Source organism: Clostridium sp. C2-6-12 (assembly GCF_009928485.1).
In the GTDB taxonomy this organism is placed as follows: Bacteria; Bacillota; Clostridia; order Clostridiales; family Clostridiaceae; genus Clostridium.
In genome coordinates, this window is sequence record NZ_JAABNP010000022.1 from 66,187 (window position 1) to 86,561 (window position 20,375).

Below are 20,375 nucleotides of genomic sequence, written 5' to 3' on the forward strand. Positions count from 1 at the left end.
TCTTTGCGTATCTTATTACGTAGGAATTATTTTAAATCTTTTTCTGTATAATACTCTGAATCAATTAATACTGCCTTGTAGTTTTCCTTGTTTACTACTAATGGTGTACATAAGTAAGATGGTACAATTTTCTTTCCATTGTTATATGTTTGTGTATCATTTATTTCTGGTTCAGATCCTTTATATATTGCATCTACCATCTTTACACATTTTTCAGCAAGTGTTCTTGTATCTTTAAATATTGTAGAATATTGCTCTCCTGCTATTATTGACTTAATTGAAGGAAGTTCTGCATCTTGCCCTGAAACTACTGGCATCTTCTTATCTCCACTTCCATATCCAACACCTTTTATTGATGAAATAACACCTATTGAAATACCGTCATATGGTGATAATATTGCATCTAAATTTTTGTCAGCATAATTTGCTGTTAAGATATTGTCCATTCTTGCTTGTGCTGTTGCACCATCCCAACGTAGAGTTGCTACCTTATCCATGGTAACTTGTCCACTGTTTACTATTAACTTACCTTTATCTAAGTAAGGTTTTAATACAGACATTGCTCCGTCGTAGAAGTAATAAGAGTTACTGTCATCTGGAGAACCTCCAAATATTTCAATATTAAAAGGACCATCTTTATTCTCTAAATCTAAGCCTTCTACAATTGATGTTGCTTGTTGAACTCCAACTTTAAAATTATCAAAAGTAGCATAATAGCTTACATTTTCTGAATTCTTAATTAATCTATCATAAGCAATTACCTTAACTCCAGCATCCCCTGCTTTTTTCAATACATCTGTTAGAGAATCTCCATCAATACATGCAATTACTATTACTTTAGCTCCCTTAGAAAGCATATTTTCTATTTGAGCCACTTGGTTATCTATCATATCTTCACCATATTGCAAATCCACTGTATAACCTTGTTTTTCAAGTAACTTTTTCATATTATCTCCATCTTGAATCCAACGTTGTGATGATTTAGTTGGCATTGATACACCAATAAGCTTACTGTTATCTACAGATTTACAAGAGACAAAAGAGAAAGACATTGTGAATAATGAAACTGCAAGTAGCGAAGCAGATAGTAATTTTTTAATCTTCATAAAATTACACACATCCTTTTCATTTTTTAATTACATTATAATATTTTTTCTATAAATACATATAAAACCTTCATTAGTCAACGTTTACATTGACCTTGTAATAATTCCACACCAAATTATGTTACTTTATAAAATACTTTTTTATTTTAACTCCTTTCACTTTGTGTTTGTTTTTGTTCTATTATGTTCTTTTGTTTTCGTTTTCATGTTTAAATATTATCACGTTTAAAAATAGGTGTCAATATGATTTATGAATATTTTTTTAATTTCGGTTGTTATTTTTTAACTTTATATTGAATGTTTGATTTCGTTTTGTTTCATTTCTTTGATTTTATATTTGTTTTTTAGCGAAACAAAAGACGATTACAAAATAAATCGTTCATTTTGTAATCGTCTTATATTAATATATTATATTGCTTTTGTATTGCTTTCTGGACTTCCAAAGTTTGCTTCAGCTTTAAATATTGAAACTGAGATTCTCTTATATAATATATAAGTCAACACTGAAGTAACAAAAGCCTTTATACCGTTAATAGGTACTAAGCCTATAATTATATATTGCATAAGTTGAGTACTATCCATATGCATTCCAAATGCAGGTAGTAATATATATACATTTGATATAATTGCTACTATTTGAATACAAACTGCACCTAAAATCATTCCAAGTATAGCATTCTTTTTACTTTTCATTCTATGATATATAAGTCCTGCTGGGAATACTAATGCACTACCCATTAAAAAGTTTGCAAGCTCTCCTACAAAACCTGAACCCGTTCCCTTTATTGCTATTATTAGTACATTTTTAAATAATTCTATTATTATTCCAACTATTGGTCCAAAACCAAATGCTCCTAACATGGCTGGTAAATCACTTAAATCAAATTGAAGCCATGGAAATGGAGGTATTATAGGAAATTCTATATACCTAAGTATAAGTGCAATAGCTGATAATAAAGAGATTTTTACTAGTTTACTTGTTTTTTCATTCATTTTTTTGCCTCCCAAAAGTTATCTTCTTGGTGTAGCTTATCAGGATTTTATTATATTCTCATTCTTATTAAAATTATACCTTTCATAATAACATGATAAAAAGCCCTGATGTAAAAACATCAGGGCTAATAATTCATAAATAAGATTAAAGAATTTCTAAATTCCTAATAGGTTACCTTCTTTCATCCAGACTATACTGTCGGCTTCGGAGTTACACCGAATCTGCTTAACTTAAGCTCGCGGGCTATACCGCCGGTAGGGATTTACACCCTGCCCTGAAGATATATATTTATTTTTCTTAATTATATAACGTTAATAGATATTATGCAATATATTTTTAAGGCGATTATTTAGAATTATTATTTAAACAATCTATAAGATATTATTTTTCTAAATTAATAACTATATCATCAAATTTAATTTCTCCTCTTGCAGGATGATCTGCATCTATTGTATGTTTAATCTCAGTCTCTTTACCATTTTCGTCAATAGAAACTCCACCTCCAGTATTAGATAAATGCATTTTAGGACTTATTATAAGTTTAGTTGCCTTTTCATCCAATTTCCCAAAAGTTTTGCTCCAATACATAGTATTATCATTATCATTTCCATGACCGCCATTGCCTTGTCCTTTATAATTATTACCTAAATCATCCTTAACTTCTATTTCTAAACTCATATCAAACCATTTTTTTCTTAACTCATCAGGAACTACTTGCGAATAATTAATAATGAACGACATAGAGGTTTTTGTAATGCTGTCAATATTAGCTTTAACACCATCTTTTTCAGTTCCTTTATTTATTAATTGTTTATTCCCTGGTATGGCCTTTAAATCAAAATCAAAATCCCATTGGCCTTTTATTTCTATATTTGAGTCATTTTGACCTGTAGGTATTATCTCCCTAATATTCAATTGGCAAATCACTTCATCTTTATCTTCATCTATTGAATAATCATCTTTTCCAATGTAAGTATTCTCATCAATTTTTCTCACTTCAGCCCCACCAGTCATTCCCCCTTTATATCCTTTTATCTTAAGTCCTCCACATATCATCGGACTTTCTCCTAAATCTTTATCACTTTTTATTTCATAAGTATAAGATAATGTTTTTCCATCATATATTGCATCTTTTATAGTAATTGCAACTCCATTACTTTCTCTCGTAACATTAATTTCATTTGCATTTTCTTTGTATTTATCATATACACCAGTTCTACCATTATCTAAAAATCTAAATATATCTCCGACTATTGGTATTTCAGCTGCATAAGCTGGATTTGTTATTCCAACTAGTCCCACACTTCCAATTACTACACAGCCTAAAACTGCTGCAATTAAGCCCTTTTTCTTCCATCCATTATTTTTCTTGATGGATATTTTTAAATGCTTTTTCACCTTTGCTTTTTCAATATCCGATACTTCCATTGTATCTATTTCATCTTCATCTATATCTACATCACTTAATAATTCATAAATATCCTTCATATTACACTACCTCCAATTTCACTCTAGCTATTTCTTTACTAAGTTTCTTCTTTCCTCTGTAAATTCTATTATCAATAGCTGCTCTGCTTAATCCAAACTTTTCAGCTATATCGTAAGTACTAATTCCTAAGAAAAATTTCATAGTAAATATCTCTCTATCTAAAGGTTCAAGGGTATTCATTAGTTCTATTAATTCCTGTCTATCTTCTGCATTAATAATTTCTTCTTCAACTAATTTATTTGTGCTTATTTCTTTATCTTCTAAACTTACATCTAAATTCTTAATTTCTCTTCTGTAATAATCAATAGCTTTATATTTAGCTATTTTATATATCCATTTCTTAAAATCTAATTCTTCTCCATTAAATTTATCTGAATTATTCCATACTGAAAGAAATACATCATTTATACATTCCTCTATAATTCCATCTCTTTCTAATGGGGAAAGCACCTTGTATATAGCAGCTTTTACTATTCCTAAATAGTTGTCCACTATAAATTCCAAAGCATCTTCCTTTCTTTTTTTCAGCCTACTAATATAATTTTTTTCAGTACACCTCATAAAATTTCTCCAATCTAATATTCTGTAAAAGCTCTTACACCTTATATAACGTAAATAAAAATATTTTCTCTCATATTATTTTTTATTTCAGTACAAATTAATTATTTCATAATTATGTTAGTAATCTAAATATATCACAGAATACAAAAAAGCCATCCATAAAGAGAAATTCACAATTCCACTTTATGCATAGCTACACATTTATTCTACCTCTAAATTAACAACGCCTCTATCCTTCACAAATACTAGCATCCATTTTTTAATTCTGGATATTCTATAAGTTTTTATGATATTTCATATTTATTAATTTGTTCTACTGCTTCTTTCTAAACTCTATTATATTTTCTCCTGATTTCTTATATTCTTTTTTTGTTATATATTTTATTCAATTAACAAAAGATTACACTATTCTATTATAGTATATTATCAATAAAAATAAGTATTGTAGCTAATATCATAATGCCTGAAATTACTATTTCAAATATCCTAAAGCGAGTGCCTGCTGCTTTTGAAATAGGCTTATAAAATAAGAAATATGTACTTAGTGCAAGAGGAAATATCATATTAAAAACTCTATAAGCACCTTCATTAAATCTCATTAGTGGGAGTAAAAGACAAATAGTTACTATCATTATAATTACCACAGCAAGCGGATTGTTCCAATCTACTTTATACTGCTTTTCAGATATATTAAAATTTTCATCAACATTTTCCTTCAAGCTCTTTAAGATAATTTCCATGTTATCAAATCCATAAATTGTAACTTTCCTCTTATCTGTACTTAATTTTATAAATAATAATTTACCATATTTATCATTCTTAATTTGGAATTTCTTAATATCACTATACTTTATAAGTTCTTTTGATTTTCCCCCAATTCTTTCAATGCCCTCTGTAGAAACTACAAGTGAAGTGCTTCGTAGTTTTTTAAACATAAGATAGCTAACTAATACAATTTCTAAAGTTATAAAAATAATACAAGGAATAATAAAACGAGCTAACTTAAATATATTTATAGTCCCTCTACCCATTGACATCACAAGCACTGTTAAAATAACAATAAATGGAATCATCATTCCCATGGTAAGTAATATTTTCTTCTTTTCTCTTATAGTCTTCTCTGAATATTTAAATACTGTATTTTCCATAATACCCCTCATCCCTTAATAAATTTTATTCTTATTAATGATTTTATTAGTATATTAATTATTTGAATATGAACTCATTGCCATTTGGAATTTAACAATACAAGAGTTCCCTGAGCTTGATTTCCTTTTAATAATATTCCCGCTTACAGAAAAATTTAAAAAAGCTACACTTAATAAAGCTAGTACCAATAAAATATAATATTGATTTAATTGAATCTTGTAGGAAATCCTTAGCTACTTCCTTTATTCTAGAGCTATTTAGCTGATTACTAATGTAACCAGCCACAGTCATATATTAACAATTTATTTTAATTATGTCAAAATCTTTGATTCAGTGCATTAAAGATAGAAATACTTTTAATAGAAAAAGAGTGTCACAAAATGAGTAAATTTTAATCATTTTATGATACTCTCTTTTCCTTATATTTTATATAATAAATTTCTTAACTTCTCTTTCTAAATTCATAGTACTTTCAGTTGACTTTTTAATCAATTCTGCAACTTCGTTAGATTGTTTCTTTATACTTATAGCTCTTTCAGCATTGTCTACTGTATCTTTTGCGCCTTCAGTAGAAGCATTTGCAAGTTCGGAAGTTATATGTGCTATACTTTGTATTGACGATAATAGTTCCTCAGTGGTTGCGCTAAAGTCAGTCATTAATCCATCAACATATTCTGAATCCTCACTATATTTATTTCCAACCTCCATGAAAACTTCATAATCTGCTGTTACTTCTCTAGATACAAAATCCAACAAATTTCTAGAACTATCTGAAAGCTTTTGAACTGCTGCCATAACTTCAGTAGTCACTGATTGTATTTGAAGAATTGTATCTTTAGATTCTTCTGCAAGCTTTCTCACTTCATCTGCAACTACAGAAAATCCTTTTCCCGCTTCTCCTGCACGTGCTGCTTCAATAGCTGCATTTAATGCAAGTAAATCAGTTTGACCTGTAATCTCCATAATCGATTGAGATAAAACTCCTATATTCTCAACTACCTTTGCATCCTCTAATGCTTTTTCCAGCTGCTTACCTACACCCGAAATTATGTTGCCTGTCTTTTCTTTAGCCTCTCTAACTTTTTCCATGGTTAAATCAGCTCTATCACTAATTTTTGCTGCTGCTTCAGAGCCTTCTTGTGATTTTTTAGCAATAGTTCTAACTGCTAATTCAATTTCTTGAGAACTTGCTGCTAATTCTTCTGAAGAAGCTGCTGTTTCCTCCATACTTGCTGCCAATACTTCTGTTGTTTCTGAAATACGTTGAATATCATTATCTAATCCAAAAATATTCTTATCAACATCATCAACAACTGAGTATAAAGTCTGCGCTTCCATTTGTATTCTTTCAATTAAAACTTTAATTGATGATTTCATGGTTTCCATGGATTTAGCAAGATCTCCAAAATCATCTTTTCTATTAATGTATTTGTCAGGTAATTTCTTAGAAAAATCTCCTGTTTCTATTATTTTCATATGATCTATTGCAGTATTCAATCCTTTAACAATTTCTTGAGATATCACAAATGTAACTGCAATTGCTAAAATTAAATCTAAGGCTAGAATACCAAACATTAACATTTTGCTCTTATTAAAATTTTCATTTGTAATAGCACTTTGTTCTGCGATAATTTTATCTATATTATCTGTATAATTACCAGTTCCAATTACCCATCCAAAAGGTGCATAATATTTACTATATGCCCTCTTTGGTGAAGCTTCTGTAGCTCCTTCCTTAGGGAACCAATATTCTGTATAGCCCCCATCTTCCTTCATTCCATTTTTTATAATATCTTTTATCATTTCATAGCCATTAACATCTTTTGCATTTAAACGATTTGTTCCTTCTGTTTTATTCCCTAATAAAACAACATTTTGCCCCTCTGTTGTATCTGCCCAAAAATAGCCCCCATCTTTATACCTTAAACCGCGAACTAAATCTGCTGAAAGTTTTTTTGCTTCTTCTAATGTATATTCTCCATCCTTATACTTCTTATTAATTCCATCAAGTAATGAAATTACATTATTAACTTGACTCTTAATATATTCATCATAATCCTGACGAATGGTTTTTTCCAATACATCTAAAGAAACCTTATTTGCTTCACTTTGTTTTTGAATATTTACAACTGCAATTCCAGAAATTGCAATAAATATTAACAAAATCAATAATAAAAGCTTTGTTCTTACTCTCAAATTATTTAACATATGTAATCACCCCATTAAGTTGTTTTTTCTTATAGCATGGTTTTACTTTACTTGAAATTATTTCATGCTATATTTAATTATACTACTTTTTAAAAACGTTTACAAACATAAGAATCGTATTATATCATAATATGTTTTAAATATTTGTTATTTATCACAAAAAAAGAGAAGATGCCTTCTTCTCCCTTGTTTTTATGTATAATATAATTTTATTCTACTATAAGCTTGTCTGTTTTTAATATATGCTCTACTAACCAATCATTTAAGAAATTTAATATCTTTACTAAACTTTCATCTTGTTTTGCATCAATACTGCTATAATCTATACTTTCAAGTTGCTTAATAAAATTATCATGCTCTATCTTTTGTGTAAATAATCTTTTATATCCTATACTCTCCATATATTCCTCTTCTGATCTAAAATGAAAAATAGTATAATCTTTTAATTCCTCTAATATTCCTACTATTTTATCATATTTATCAAGAGCCAGTTCATCTTTTAAAAGCATATATGCTTTATCTGCTAATTCAAAAAGCTTTTTATGCTGCTCATCAATATTTTCTACACCAATTTTATATTCTTCCTTCATTTCGTACATAATATCATCTCCTTAAAAATAAATATTTTCTCAATTATTTTCAATATATCATCTTTTTCAGAGAAAGTCACTATGATTTATTTATTTCATTTTATAGATACTTCTATAAAGTAATCTAGGGAGTGCATATTATGTTTAACTATTAACAAAATGCACAATATAGCATAAAAAGTGATAGAATACACTAATTTAATATATATCTATCACTTTTACATATCTATTACGTTTACATTACTACAATCTCATCTCCAGCCTTAATATAACCTTCTTCTAATACCTTAGCAAATATTCCTTCCTTTGGCATTACACATTCTCCAACCAAATCCTTAATCTTGCATCCCTTATGACATTCCTTTCCAATTTGAGTTACTTCAAAAAGAACCTCCCCAATTTTAAGCTTTGTTCCTACTGGAAGTTCATATAAGGTTAATCCTTCTGTTGTAATATTTTCAGCAAATTGCCCTGTGCTTATTAACTCAATTCCAACTGCTTTCATTTTTTTTATACTCTCTATTCCCAGTAAGCTTACTTGTCTATGCCAATTCCCTGCATGAGCATCTCCTTCAAGACCGTGATTAATTTTGAAGAAACCTTTTTCTATTGGACTTTTGGTAACACCTTTTTCCTCACTCATATTTATTGCTATAACTTTACTCATTATAATCCCTTCCTTTCAAATACACCTGATTTTCCCCCGCTTTTTTTTACGAGCATAATATTATTTATAATCATTTCCCTATCAATTGCCTTACACATATCATAAATAGTTAAGGCCGCAGTTGACACTGCTGTAAGTGCCTCCATTTCAATTCCAGTCTTTCCTACAGTCTTAGTAGTTGCAATTATTTGAACTCTATTATTATCAAAATCTATTTTAAAGTTTATATTACAGCCAGATATCATTATAGGATGGCACATTGGTATTATTTGTGGCGTATTTTTAGCTCCCATTATTCCACCTACTTGTGCTACTGCTAATACATCCCCCTTAGAAATAGTTCCTTCTTTTATTTTTTCAAGGGTTTCCCTTTTCATAGATACATATCCAATTGCTACTGCTTCCCTCACTGTATCAACCTTTTCAGATACATCTACCATTTTAGCTCTTCCTTCTTCATTTATGTGTGTGAGCTCCATAACTTTCTAGCCTCCTATCTGATACATCATCTTAGGACTTCTACTAATATTTTCTTCTTCAAGATGATGTTCATTTGGTTTATTAAAAATTGTTGATTTTAATTTACTTATAAGCAGTTCTTCACTATTCAAATATTCTCTAATATTTATTTCTTCCTTTGAATGAAGGCAGGGTTTAATTGTTCCAATTGATGTAAGTCTTATTCTGTTACAGTCTCCACAAAATTTGCAGCTTATTGGACTAATAAAACCAACCTTTCCTTTTGCACCTTGAAGCTTGTACAATTGTGCAGTGCTATTTCTTGGGGTTTTAATTGGAATTAATTCAGGATGCTGCTTCAAAATCTCTGAAAAATCCACTTTCCTTTCCTGATATAATTTAATGCTTTCTCCTATTGGCATAAGTTCAATAAATCTTATTTCTACTGGCATTTCCTTGGTTAAGTTTAAAAAATCCATAAACTCCGTGTCATTAATTCCTTTCATTAAAACTGTATTTATTTTTACAGGTTTTATTCCAAGATTTAAACATTTTTCAATACTTTTTAATACCTTATCTAAATCGCCTATTCTTGTAATATTCTTAAATTTGTCTTTATCTAATGTATCTAAACTTATGTTAACTCTTTTAAGTCCAGCCTTTTTTAAATCCCCTGCCATATCTGACAGTAAAATACCATTTGTAGTTATTGCAATATCTTCTATTCCAGGTAACTTAGAAGTTTCATATATTAATTTATCTATGTCCTTCATTACTAGTGGCTCTCCACCAGTGTATCTTACCTTATTAATACCAAGTGACGCTGCTGCCTTTACAATTTTTAAAATATCCTCAAATCTCAGAATATCATCATGTTCTAAGCTTTGTATTCCTTCTTCTGGCATACAATAAACACATCTTAAATTACATCTGTCAGTTACAGATACCCTTAAATAATTAATATTTCTCCCTTGTTTATCTATCATGAAAATACACCCCCTTTATTCAATTAGCAATTAACAGTTACTGTTGAAATTCTTTTAGAATTTCTTCCTTAATCATTCATTTTTAAATATTAACTATTCATTATTATTTAGCTTCTTGCACATTCACTGGCTTCTCCTGTTAGTATTGAAATGCCGTGGGGAATTGCTGGTAATACAAATTGAAGATTTTCTACTGCTCCTTTAGGACTTCCTGGAAGATTAATTATTAAGGTATTTTTACGAATTCCTGAAATTGCTCTTGAAAGCATTGCCTTAGGTGTAATGGCAAGTGATTTCATTCTCATTGCTTCTCCAATACCTGGTACATATTTCTCAATTACATTTTTAGTTGCTTCAGGTGTGACATCTCTTTTAGAAAAACCAGTTCCTCCATTAGTTAAAACCAAATCAACCCCTAATTCATCACATAAGTAAATCAACTCTTTTTCTATTTCTTCCTGTTCATCTGGAATAACTTTGTAATAACTTATATCAAAACCTTTATCTTCTATTTCATGTCTTATTGCAGGACCTGTTCCGTCAATTCGCTCTCCTCTTGAACCTTTATCGCTTATAGTTAATATTGCTGTTTTTATCATCATTATCACGTCCCTTCACTTATCTTTCCATGACATAAAATAGATATCATGCTTAATATTATTTGTATGGTTTCTTAAAATCAAATTTTCTTTTTTTCATACCATTACTTACTTCAATATCATCAACAATTATTCCAAGTTCTAAAAGAATATTGTTATTTTCTATCAATTCACTTAATTGTTTATCCTCCTTAATCAAATTTTCTATCTCAATAAAATTCAAAGGAATGCTTTTATCTATTGGCTTTATACTTAAATTAAGCATTATTCTTTGTCCATCTTCAATTGTTACTTTGTAATCAAGAACATTCTCTATCTTAAACATAAGTTCATCAAGCATTCCTATTGAAATATAACTTCCATCTCTAAAACTAAAATTTTCATGCAACCTTCCTGTCACATAATCCAATCTTTTAAACACCTGGTTGCAAGAGCAGTTATTTGGTAAAAATCTTGCCCTGTCTCCTGTTCTATATCTTATAAGGGGCATTCCTTCTCTATTAAATGATGTAAAAACAACTTCTCCATAAGTACCTTCTGGAACCTCTTCACCAGCCAATGGATCAATTATTTCAACATATAAATCTACATCCCTCATATGATAGCCATTAAGGGCACTGCATTCAACGCCTCCTCCATATCCCATTTCAGACATGCCATAATGTGTAAAAACGTAGCACTGAAAAGCTTTACTTACAGCACTGCATATTGACCTTGGAACATAATCTGCACTTAGTAGAACACTTTTCAATTTTAAATGCGCATATCTTTCATCAGTATTTTTAAGCTTTGCCAAATAAAATACTTGGGTTGGTAATCCCACAATACAATCAATATTCTTTAATTTTAAGGTTTCTAATGCATCCCAAACATCAAATACAGGACCATATACTATTCCTTCACATCCAGCCTCCTCAAGGCCCTCCTTTAAAAGAAGTCCAATACTTGAAGGACTTGTTCCTGGCATTAGTATAAGTACTTTCTGCCCTGGCTCAACAAGATTCAACATGCCATATCGAAAAAATTCTATGGTTCCTTTTAGATCGTTTTCAGTAAAGAAAATTCTTTTTGACTCACCTGTAGTTCCTGAGGTATTTATTGTTACAATCCTGGATATTTGATTAAGTGAAGTACACAAAAAACTTTTAGAATTATTTCTTAAATCCTCTGAAGTTGTAAAAGGTATTTTTTTGAAATCTTCAAAGTTATTAATATCTTCGCTGTTTATATTTTCTAATGCCTTACTATAAAACTTACTCTTCTTAGCAATATTTATCATCTTTTTAATTTTATTTAACTGATACAATTTTAAAACGTCTGAGGAAAGTATCTCTTCACCAGTTTCTTTTATTATCTTATCCTCCATCCATTTTTCATACATGGTTTTTGTCATTTTTTACACCCCATAAGAACCAATTGCCAGCGATTAACTTTTACCATTATTATCTTTGACAATTCATAATTACTATTTAAATCAATATGTTACCAGACTTTTGCCTTTTTACATTCACTTTAATCTTTATTAATAGCATTTAAATTGATACCTTCAACAAAAATATTATTTTCATCAACAGTTATAATATTAATACATCCATAATCTTGTTTTATGTTAAACATTTCTGCCAAATCCTTATTTAGTATGTTGCAAAGTAATGTCCGTATAAAACCAGCATGAGAGCAAATAACAATATTTCCTTCAGCTGAATTAACAATATGCCTAAATACATCTACTGCCCTGTTTTGACATTGATTAAATGATTCACCATTTTGGGGAATAAATCCACCTATATTTTCTCCTCTTTTTACATAATCTTCAGCATATTTACTTTTAACTTCATCAAAGGTGAGTCCATCCCAATCTCCCATATTTATTTCTCTTAGGCTTACTAAAAAAGTTACTTTTTGGTTTGGAAATACTATATTTATTGTGTCTTTACACCTAGATAAATCACTGCTGAATATATTATCTATTATTATTTTGTCCCTTGTAAAAATACCAGCTAAACGTTTTGCCTGTTCTTTCCCCGTCTCAGAAAGCTTACAATCTGTATGTCCCAAATATCTCTTTTCTCTGCCATATTCAGTTTCTCCATGCCTTAAAAGATAAATATATCTCTTCATGTTTTATCACCTCAGATTCTCCAAGCTATTTCCAAGGACATCTTCAATCTTTTTCTTTATTTCCACTGCATCTTCATATCTTTTGTTAACATTTTTAAGTACATCAGATGAATTTTCATATCTGCTCCATGCTTGTTCAAATCTTTTATTAAGTGATACCAATTCAGTTCCCATCAAAAGTTTATCGCAAATATAAACTACTTCCTTTTCACCGATTTTATTGGAATTTATCAATTCCATATGCTCACTTACAATTTCGCTTAAACACTTATATCCAAAGCAGCATACAATTTTCGCACCTTCTTTAGCATGATCTTTTTTCCCTTTACCTACATCATGAAGCAAACCACCTGAATATGCAGCATTTATATTTAAATTGTACCCCTTTTCATTAAGCAAAACAGCTACTTTCTTAGAAAATTCACTAACGCTTAACATATGCTCAATTGCCTCTTGCTTAACATTACTTAATCTTAATATTTCCATACATTCTTCATGATCAGGATAAGGTTCTTTTATTACATGGTCGTAAAGGATTTTGAAATCTTCCTTAGTATCCATATCCAACAAGATACCCCTATCAGCTAATTCTTCATAGAACCATTTATCTTTATGATCATTTAAAATATCCCTTAATCCACCTTCTGGATTCTTTGATAATATTTCATCTAATACTGAACAAGATATTATAGTTGGATGACCAGTTTCTTTATTAAAAGTTGGAAATAATATACCATTATCTATATTTTCATAACGTTCCATAATTTTTTTTACTGTACCTTCTTTCACAGAAGGAATATCTACAGGTAAAAGAAAAAATGCATCTATATCTGGTGAAAGTATTTTCAAACCAGTTTGAATCGATGAAAACATGCCTTCGCTATACTTATTGTTTTGTACAATTCGTAGATTATTTTTTAACTTTTCGTTAGCATTAATATCTTTTATCTTTTCTTCAACCTTATCATTTAAATGACCTGTAACCACAACAATATCTTTGATTCCACAATTCTGAAAAAGGCTTATACATCTCTCAATAGGAGTCTTTCCATTTAAATTCATAAGTGGTTTAAATTCTCCCATCCTTGAAGAATAACCTGCAGAAAGGATTATTGCAGCATAGTTTTTCATATCATCCTCTCTCGTCGAACCTTTATAAGTTCTGCTGCAATACTTACTGAAATCTCTTCTGGTGTTTCAGCCCCAATTTCAAGACCTATAGGGTTATGAACTTTATTAAAATCCTCGATTGTGAAGCCTTCTTGTCTAAGATTTTGATAAACAATTTCTCGTTTTCTTCTACTGCCTATCATACCTATATAATATGCCTCAGTCCTTAAAGCTTGTTTTAAGCAAGTCAAATCAAACATATGTCCACTTGTTACAATTACAATATAACTATCCTTATCTATTGGTAATTCTTCAAAACATCCTTCAAAAGAATTTGGAACAATTATTTCATCAGTTGTTGGAAATCGTTCTATATTTGCAAACTCAGTCCTATAATCCACTACTGTAACTATAAAATCAATCTTCTTTGCAAGATCTGCAAGTTTCTGAGATACATGACCAGCACCAAATATATATAGTCTACCTAAATTACATATAGGTTCAACAAGTACATTTGCATTTTCCTCTTTAATAAGAACAAGATCCCTATATCGTACAACATCAGAATATTTTTCAACTTCCTCTTTTTCAATATTATTTGAACTGAAAATCACTTTACCATTCTTATATAAGTAATTTATACTATTTCCATCCTTAAAAAACTTTCTAATTATAGAAGCCTTTTCTCCTTTTTCTAAGCACTTAACTACTTCTTCATATAATTTAATGTTTATATGGTTTTCAACATCTACATATTCCATCAAAATGCTTACATCTCCACCACAGGCCATTCCAATACCGTTGTGTTCAACTTCCCGTAATTTATATTCTTTAAGTATTGTTGCTTTAGTATCAAATATGCTTATTCCATCTTCAATTACTAATAGCTCAACTTTACCGCCTCCGACAGTTCCCAAGATAGAACCATCTTTTTTAATTATCATCCTTGCACCAGTTGTTCTTGGTGCTGAACCTTGACTATCAAAAATAGACGCTAGTACAAAACTTTCACCACTTTTTAAAAGCTCTAGTCTTTCTTTATAAAACTCTTTCACTATGTCTTCCTCCTCTACAGATACACAACGATTTTATATGATTATATTATACCTGAAAATCACCTATCTATATAACTTCTTTTGATCAATGGATGTTATATTATAAGCACAAAATGGAATTAAATTCCCTTCTTTACTTACTACATGAATACAGCAGTCCTTTAATCTATCTATATCCAAATTCCAAGCATCTTGAAATGCCATCCCTGATATACTGAAAAAAACATTCTTTATTTTTTGCGCTAATTCTTCAAAGGAATTCTTTTTATGAACATGTTTATCCATTTTCACTCCAGACCAATTTCTCTCAACAAACTTTACTGCGTTCCTTGATCCTTCTCTCCCATCTTCAGTGCTGCAGCAACTACTCTTTTTACTTACAGCAATAAGCTTATCATCTACATATGCATAATTTGCATGAAAAGAGCATAATGCATTTTCACAGCCTGGTGGTCCAAAATCTGAAAGCTTAATTTTATTATCACTTTGTTCAACTATTTTGCTTATAACTTCTGGAAGTGTAATTCTATCTTTATCTTCAGGAGTCTTAGGTATTCTTCCAAAATAACTTACTGGTTGAAAATGTACTCCTCTTACAGTTGGTGCATTTTTAAGTCCAAACTCTATTATTTCCCAAAGCTTCTCATCATTTATATTAGGAACTACTGTACATACTAGAATTACACCAATTCCTAGCTTAGTACTATTTTCTATGACCTTTAATTTATCCTCTATTATCTCTCTTCCCCTAAGCTTTGTCATAGCTTCTCCATTTATATCATCAAATTGTAGAAAAATAGATTTAAGTCCTGCCTCTTTTAATTTTTCATAATAATTATAATCTGTAAGATTAATACCATTAGTATTTAATTGAATAAATTTAAAACCTTTATCTGACGCCATAGAAATAATCTCATGAAGATCTTCTCTTATAGTAGGTTCTCCTCCAGATATCTGAAGATTATATGGCCCTCCAGCTTCAATAATTCTTTGGTACCACATTTCTATAGTTTTCATATCTGGATCAGGTTCATTACCATGTGCATCTGCAAAACAAAATTCACAATTTAAATTACATCTTGAGGTTACTTCAATAAGTACAGTGCAAGTATGCTGGCGATGTTCACTGCAAAGCCCACAATCATATGGACAGCCTTTTGAAACTTCAGTATATGGCACCTTAGGATATGCTGGAGTTTTAGTTCTAACCCAACTTTCATAAGCTGGCTTCCCCCTCCAAATTACAGTTTCAAAATTTCCATGCTCTTCACATTTTTTTGATAAATACAAATCTTTACCTTTTTTAATTACCTCTGCATCGACTGTATTCAAGCAAACAGGACAAATACTTTGAGTTTCTTTTATTATCTTATCCATTCTCATTACCCTTCCCCGATGGCAGTTAACAATGTACAATTAACATTTTAGGTAGTTAATTGTTAATTGACTTCATATCCATTTTCTTTCAATATCTCATTAATTTTGTTATAAGATTTTTGCATTATGTTACCACATTTTATTGGATATGCTTCTCTTTTATTTATGTCATTAAGTACATCTACAGTTATTATATCAGCACATTCTGTACTTTCAAATTCATCTTCAAACCATTGAACAAATTCTTGAATCATCTTCTTTAAGTTATCATCTCTAATTCCTGTATCTATTCCTTTTCCTGCATAAAGTCCAAATAGACAAGCTCCGCCTGTTACTACTCCACAAGTCTTTCCTGTATTTCCAACCCCTGCACAAAGTCCTGCCATAGCTTTAATTAATGATATATTTTCCATTCTATTACTTTCAAGATACATTATTATCAATATCTGACTACAGCAATATCCAGAGTTCGCTAACTTAAACATTTTAAATCCATCTGCACCCAATATAATCACCTCACTATTTTTTTAGCTATAAGTAAAAAATATCCTGGTTTACAAAGTGTGAGTTTTTTTTGAAAATCACCACAACTGCTACAGGTTGCAATTTCCCAGAAGACAGACATGGAACCATATTTAAAAATTATTTTCACCATAAGCTGCTTAAGCAAATCTGTCCAATCTTCAAAGCATATTATTTCAAAGCCTGAACTTACAACTGCTTCTTTTAAAACTTTTATATCAAAAAGTCCCCTCATGCAGCTATTAATATTATGCTTTTGGACTTCTTCAATATATTCTGGTCTTCTTGCATAAACATCTGAAATAATAAAATAACCTTTATCTTCAAGAACTCTATAACTTTCCTCAATGGTCTTCTTAAAATCCTCCATAAGGGACATAGTGCATTCTGCCATAACACCTTTAAAAAATCCATCTTTATGAGGCAGTTCTTCTCCTCTTCCAAGTGTTATATTATGGTTCCCATATTTCTCTTTGCCTAGTTCAAGTAGCTTTATAGAAGGATCAACGCCAAAAGATTCTAAATTATATTCACTTTTAAGCTTTTCTACAGTTACTCCCATTCCACAGCCTACATCAAGAATTTTATCCCCATTTTTAAAATTACATATCTTTATTGCCCTGTCAGTAAGAAACATTCCTCCTGGTCTTAGAGTATCTCCTGTTACCCCTCTCATATCTTCATTTTCATAGACTGAACAACTTCTCATTTGTCCTCCAAGCTTTTTTCTACTTCCAACATTTGGCCAGCAGCAAGCTCTTCTGTAATAAGTACATTTTTACAAACAGGACACTCTAATAATTCTATTTCAAAACTACCTCCAAGGTATTCTGCTTTTACGGGGCCCTCTTCAAGTGGACCACCACACTTTGAACATCTCCATTGACTTTTTTTCATGCTATTATCTTGCTTCATAGTCATACCCCCGTTACATTCATTCTGTGGCAGTAGGCATTTATAATGTTAAAGGTATTATCCGGAGCCTTTTCATACTCTACCCAGAAGGTTACATTTATAAGCCTTCTCCAAGCAAGAATATGCCCATTTTCAGGATTGAAAAAGCTATTTTTAGCTTCCTCTGCATAACCTATTACTTTTTTAATATCTGATTCAAGAATAAGTTCATCCTCAATTTTATTTTTAAGTTCATCATTAATAATTATTTTTAACTCTTCAAATTCATCTTTTATTTCCATTACTTCCCCCCACAGATCTTTAAGCATTTTTTTCTTGAGGTTAAACCTATTAAATCTTCTTTCTGATAAAGTAGGAGTTTTCATTTCTGAAATATCCTCTTCATTTTTTCCATATATTAAGTCCAAAATATGATAAGTTTTTTTGCCTCTTAATACAAATAAATCTCTACACATTGCACAATAAGCAAGATAATCATTTTCAGAATCACGTATTCTATCTTCAGTTACTTCCTTGCTAAATTCCTTATTAGAAAAATAAACAAGACCTCCATAACCACAACATTTTGTAGTTTCTCTTCCAAATTCAGGTTCTTCAATTTTATATTCAAGCTTTATAGCAATATTTCTTATACTTTCATGAATACTCTTTTCTTTTCTTGTAGTACAAGCATCATGCACTGCTAAAATCTTACCATTCCCAAGCTTTGCATCACTTGGAAGACCCTTTTCATCATATATCTCCCAAAGAGATTTTATTTTTATATCACCTAAATTTTCTTTAAAATAATTAAAACATGTAGAACATGCTATTATAACAATAGGATTTCCTAACATTTGTAGATTTGAACGAATTTTTTTTATACTATTATTAAATTGCTCTTCTCTTCCTGCCCAATCAGCTGGTGCTCCACAACATCCTAAATATAGCCCCACACCACCCTCAAGCTTTTCCATTAAATAATTATAGGTTTTACTAACTTCTTCTGAATAACCAGCACTTAACTGACAACCTGGATAAAAAACATATTTACTACTATTTTTACCTGGTTCATGTTTTATTAATTCAAAATATTCACTATTAGTAAATTCCATATCCTTCAAAGCAAAATCATGTGCTGAAACTGGCATTTTTTCTTTAGAAACCATGCTTCTTCTAGTTTCTTTAATAATGTCTGCCATATTTATTCCTTCTGGACAAATCTCACCACATAATCCACATTCTAAACATGAATTGATTGTTTTATTTGCATAATGATCTCCAAGAATAATACGTTCATTTTGATTAATTGTCCTTATATAGCCTTTTGGATCTAACTTTTCTTTTTGAAGATGAAGACAAACTTTAACACATTTATGACATTCACATTGAACACATCTTGATGCTTCTTGTACAGCTTCTTCTTTTGTAAAAGTAATATTCTCTGGTTCAATTCTTGGTAAAATAATCTCATTTTCTATCTCAACTTTAAGAATACTTTTATAAGCTCCCTCTTTGCCTCTAAGTGCAGTTAAAGATTTTTTTTGAACAAATCTATCAATAGATACTGCTGCTATTCTGCCTGTAGATACTGATTGTATTATAGACTCACTGCCACTTACAATCTTTCCACCTACAAAAACTTTTTCTTTTTCTGTTTGAAGTGTAACTTCATCTACCTTAAAATTGTCCTTCCATATACCTGTACCAATATAAACTGCATCGTATTCCTTTATGATATTTTGAATATTTCCATCATTTACTTCATAATTTAATTTTAATTCAATTCCTAAATCCTCAAGTTTAGTAATTTCCTCTTGAATTAATTTTGTTTCTAGTATTTCTTCTGATACTTTTAAAAGTGCTCCTCCTATTTGGGCTTCCTTTTCAAAAATATGAACCTCATAACCTTTTTGATTAAGATCCGAAGCACAAGTAATTCCACTTACACCCCCACCAATAATTGCAATTTTCTTATTAACCTTTGGTATAGGAAGTGTCTTTATTTTTGCCTTACTCCCATAAATTACTGCTGCCTTTTCAAGTTCATGAATTGAAATTGCTTTACCATCTATATTAGTGACACAAGAAGCTTCACAAGGACGATCGCAAACTAATCCAATTACATTAGTAAAGGGCATTCTTTTTTTCAATATTTTATATGCTTCTTCAAAATTTTCTTTTTTAATTTCTCCAATTAATCCTTTAACATCAACATGTATAGGACACTTAGTATTACATGCAGGAGGGTTATCATTTATACATTTTTCCTGAATTGATAAAAGTCTTTCAAGATCCATTCTATCACCACCTAGTCAATTAAAAATTGTCAATTAACAGCTAACAATGAAGGATGAAAAGCCTACAGCTTTTCTAGAATTATGTTTTTTTAATTCTGTAAGAAAAGTGAGTAAGTTCTTAAATTTAGAAAAGTTTCGTATTGTGGCATAGCCACTCTTTTTATTGGTGAATAGTTCCGTATCGTGGC

The 20,375-nt window shown here is 30.1% G+C and carries 20 protein-coding genes and 1 riboswitch; all 20 genes read right to left on the minus strand.

Features of this window, described 5'->3' with window-relative positions:
• Positions 1 to 26: 26 nt before the first annotated feature.
• Positions 27 to 1,106, minus strand: coding sequence for a multiple monosaccharide ABC transporter substrate-binding protein (chvE, locus tag GXK56_RS17545; protein ID WP_160689765.1), 1,080 nt, complete (start codon positions 1,104 to 1,106; stop codon positions 27 to 29).
• Positions 1,107 to 1,514: 408 nt separating this feature from the next.
• Positions 1,515 to 2,099 carry an ECF transporter S component gene (locus GXK56_RS17550; protein WP_160689767.1) on the minus strand — a complete coding sequence of 195 codons (585 nt, stop codon included), beginning with the start codon at positions 2,097 to 2,099 and terminating at the stop codon, positions 1,515 to 1,517.
• Between the two features lie 170 nt (positions 2,100 to 2,269).
• Positions 2,270 to 2,386: riboswitch (FMN riboswitch) on the minus strand.
• Positions 2,387 to 2,481: 95 nt separating this feature from the next.
• A complete protein-coding gene (locus tag GXK56_RS17555) occupies positions 2,482 to 3,588 on the minus strand; it encodes a DUF4179 domain-containing protein (RefSeq protein ID WP_160689769.1) in 1,107 nt (368 codons plus the stop codon).
• A gap of 1 nt (position 3,589) precedes the next feature.
• Entirely contained in the window at positions 3,590 to 4,150 is a 561-nt protein-coding gene (locus tag GXK56_RS17560) for a sigma-70 family RNA polymerase sigma factor (protein WP_160689771.1), read from the minus strand.
• 413 nt (positions 4,151 to 4,563) lie between these two features.
• Entirely contained in the window at positions 4,564 to 5,298 is a 735-nt protein-coding gene (locus GXK56_RS17565) for a hypothetical protein (RefSeq protein WP_160689773.1), read from the minus strand.
• Positions 5,299 to 5,725: 427 nt separating this feature from the next.
• Positions 5,726 to 7,507, minus strand: a complete 1,782-nt coding sequence (locus GXK56_RS17570) for a methyl-accepting chemotaxis protein (RefSeq protein WP_160689775.1) — start codon at positions 7,505 to 7,507, stop codon at positions 5,726 to 5,728.
• A 209-nt stretch (positions 7,508 to 7,716) separates the two neighbouring features.
• Positions 7,717 to 8,106 carry a hemerythrin family protein gene (locus GXK56_RS17575; RefSeq protein WP_160689777.1) on the minus strand — a complete coding sequence of 130 codons (390 nt, stop codon included), beginning with the start codon at positions 8,104 to 8,106 and terminating at the stop codon, positions 7,717 to 7,719.
• Positions 8,107 to 8,332: 226 nt separating this feature from the next.
• On the minus strand, positions 8,333 to 8,764 hold the full coding sequence (locus tag GXK56_RS17580; RefSeq protein WP_160689779.1) for an MOSC domain-containing protein: 432 nt from the start codon (positions 8,762 to 8,764) through the stop codon (positions 8,333 to 8,335).
• Positions 8,764 to 9,243, minus strand: a complete 480-nt coding sequence (gene moaC, locus GXK56_RS17585; RefSeq protein ID WP_160689781.1) for a cyclic pyranopterin monophosphate synthase MoaC — start codon at positions 9,241 to 9,243, stop codon at positions 8,764 to 8,766. Before moaC ends, GXK56_RS17580 begins: the two co-directional genes overlap by 1 nt.
• A 6-nt stretch (positions 9,244 to 9,249) precedes the next feature.
• Positions 9,250 to 10,209, minus strand: coding sequence for a GTP 3',8-cyclase MoaA (moaA, locus tag GXK56_RS17590; protein WP_160689783.1), 960 nt, complete (start codon positions 10,207 to 10,209; stop codon positions 9,250 to 9,252).
• Positions 10,210 to 10,316: 107 nt separating this feature from the next.
• Entirely contained in the window at positions 10,317 to 10,808 is a 492-nt protein-coding gene (locus GXK56_RS17595) for a MogA/MoaB family molybdenum cofactor biosynthesis protein (RefSeq protein ID WP_160689829.1), read from the minus strand.
• Between the two features lie 58 nt (positions 10,809 to 10,866).
• Positions 10,867 to 12,201: a DVU_1553 family AMP-dependent CoA ligase gene (locus GXK56_RS17600; protein ID WP_160689785.1), complete on the minus strand. Its 1,335-nt coding sequence runs from the start codon at positions 12,199 to 12,201 to the stop codon at positions 10,867 to 10,869.
• A gap of 119 nt (positions 12,202 to 12,320) precedes the next feature.
• Positions 12,321 to 12,929, minus strand: a complete 609-nt coding sequence (locus GXK56_RS17605) for a histidine phosphatase family protein (protein ID WP_160689787.1) — start codon at positions 12,927 to 12,929, stop codon at positions 12,321 to 12,323.
• A gap of 6 nt (positions 12,930 to 12,935) precedes the next feature.
• Positions 12,936 to 14,060 (minus strand): DVU_1551 family NTP transferase, encoded by a 1,125-nt coding sequence (locus GXK56_RS17610; RefSeq protein ID WP_160689789.1) that lies wholly within the window; start codon positions 14,058 to 14,060, stop codon positions 12,936 to 12,938.
• Complete coding sequence (locus GXK56_RS17615) at positions 14,057 to 15,094, minus strand: XdhC family aldehyde oxidoreductase maturation factor (protein ID WP_160689791.1); 1,038 nt, start codon at positions 15,092 to 15,094, stop codon at positions 14,057 to 14,059. Before GXK56_RS17615 ends, GXK56_RS17610 begins: the two co-directional genes overlap by 4 nt.
• A gap of 63 nt (positions 15,095 to 15,157) precedes the next feature.
• A complete protein-coding gene (gene trsS / locus GXK56_RS17620) occupies positions 15,158 to 16,471 on the minus strand; it encodes a radical SAM (seleno)protein TrsS (RefSeq protein ID WP_160689793.1) in 1,314 nt (437 codons plus the stop codon).
• 62 nt (positions 16,472 to 16,533) lie between these two features.
• Entirely contained in the window at positions 16,534 to 16,956 is a 423-nt protein-coding gene (locus GXK56_RS17625) for a DVU_1555 family C-GCAxxG-C-C protein (protein ID WP_243156165.1), read from the minus strand.
• Positions 16,957 to 16,982: 26 nt separating this feature from the next.
• Complete coding sequence (gene trsM / locus GXK56_RS17630; protein ID WP_160689797.1) at positions 16,983 to 17,702, minus strand: DVU_1556 family methyltransferase; 720 nt, start codon at positions 17,700 to 17,702, stop codon at positions 16,983 to 16,985.
• On the minus strand, positions 17,699 to 17,908 hold the full coding sequence (locus GXK56_RS17635) for a DVU_1557 family redox protein (protein WP_160689799.1): 210 nt from the start codon (positions 17,906 to 17,908) through the stop codon (positions 17,699 to 17,701). The genes trsM and GXK56_RS17635 overlap by 4 nt, the downstream gene beginning before the upstream one ends.
• A 2-nt stretch (positions 17,909 to 17,910) precedes the next feature.
• Positions 17,911 to 20,187, minus strand: a complete 2,277-nt coding sequence (locus GXK56_RS17640) for a pyridine nucleotide-disulfide oxidoreductase/dicluster-binding protein (protein ID WP_160689801.1) — start codon at positions 20,185 to 20,187, stop codon at positions 17,911 to 17,913.
• Between the last annotated feature and the right edge of the window lie 188 nt (positions 20,188 to 20,375).

Excerpts from the sequence above, each read along its gene's own strand:
- GXK56_RS17610 (WP_160689789.1), bottom strand. The coding sequence starts at position 14,060 with ATGAAAAACTATGCTGCAATAATCCTTTCTGCAGGTTATTCTTCAAGG.
- GXK56_RS17550 (WP_160689767.1), bottom strand. The coding sequence starts at position 2,099 with ATGAATGAAAAAACAAGTAAACTAGTAAAAATCTCTTTATTATCAGCT.
- trsM (WP_160689797.1), bottom strand. The coding sequence starts at position 17,702 with ATGAGAAGTTGTTCAGTCTATGAAAATGAAGATATGAGAGGGGTAACA.
- GXK56_RS17625 (WP_243156165.1), bottom strand. The coding sequence starts at position 16,956 with ATGTTTAAGTTAGCGAACTCTGGATATTGCTGTAGTCAGATATTGATA.
- GXK56_RS17575 (WP_160689777.1), bottom strand. The coding sequence starts at position 8,106 with ATGTACGAAATGAAGGAAGAATATAAAATTGGTGTAGAAAATATTGAT.
- GXK56_RS17580 (WP_160689779.1), bottom strand. The coding sequence starts at position 8,764 with ATGAGTAAAGTTATAGCAATAAATATGAGTGAGGAAAAAGGTGTTACC.
- GXK56_RS17635 (WP_160689799.1), bottom strand. The coding sequence starts at position 17,908 with ATGAAGCAAGATAATAGCATGAAAAAAAGTCAATGGAGATGTTCAAAG.
- GXK56_RS17560 (WP_160689771.1), bottom strand. The coding sequence starts at position 4,150 with ATGAGGTGTACTGAAAAAAATTATATTAGTAGGCTGAAAAAAAGAAAG.
- moaA (WP_160689783.1), bottom strand. The coding sequence starts at position 10,209 with ATGATAGATAAACAAGGGAGAAATATTAATTATTTAAGGGTATCTGTA.
- GXK56_RS17605 (WP_160689787.1), bottom strand. The coding sequence starts at position 12,929 with ATGAAGAGATATATTTATCTTTTAAGGCATGGAGAAACTGAATATGGC.
- trsS (WP_160689793.1), bottom strand. The coding sequence starts at position 16,471 with ATGGATAAGATAATAAAAGAAACTCAAAGTATTTGTCCTGTTTGCTTG.
- GXK56_RS17565 (WP_160689773.1), bottom strand. The coding sequence starts at position 5,298 with ATGGAAAATACAGTATTTAAATATTCAGAGAAGACTATAAGAGAAAAG.
- moaC (WP_160689781.1), bottom strand. The coding sequence starts at position 9,243 with ATGGAGCTCACACACATAAATGAAGAAGGAAGAGCTAAAATGGTAGAT.
- GXK56_RS17595 (WP_160689829.1), bottom strand. The coding sequence starts at position 10,808 with ATGATAAAAACAGCAATATTAACTATAAGCGATAAAGGTTCAAGAGGA.
- GXK56_RS17600 (WP_160689785.1), bottom strand. The coding sequence starts at position 12,201 with ATGACAAAAACCATGTATGAAAAATGGATGGAGGATAAGATAATAAAA.
- GXK56_RS17570 (WP_160689775.1), bottom strand. The coding sequence starts at position 7,507 with ATGTTAAATAATTTGAGAGTAAGAACAAAGCTTTTATTATTGATTTTG.
- chvE (WP_160689765.1), bottom strand. The coding sequence starts at position 1,106 with ATGAAGATTAAAAAATTACTATCTGCTTCGCTACTTGCAGTTTCATTA.
- GXK56_RS17640 (WP_160689801.1), bottom strand. The coding sequence starts at position 20,187 with ATGGATCTTGAAAGACTTTTATCAATTCAGGAAAAATGTATAAATGAT.
- GXK56_RS17555 (WP_160689769.1), bottom strand. The coding sequence starts at position 3,588 with ATGAAGGATATTTATGAATTATTAAGTGATGTAGATATAGATGAAGAT.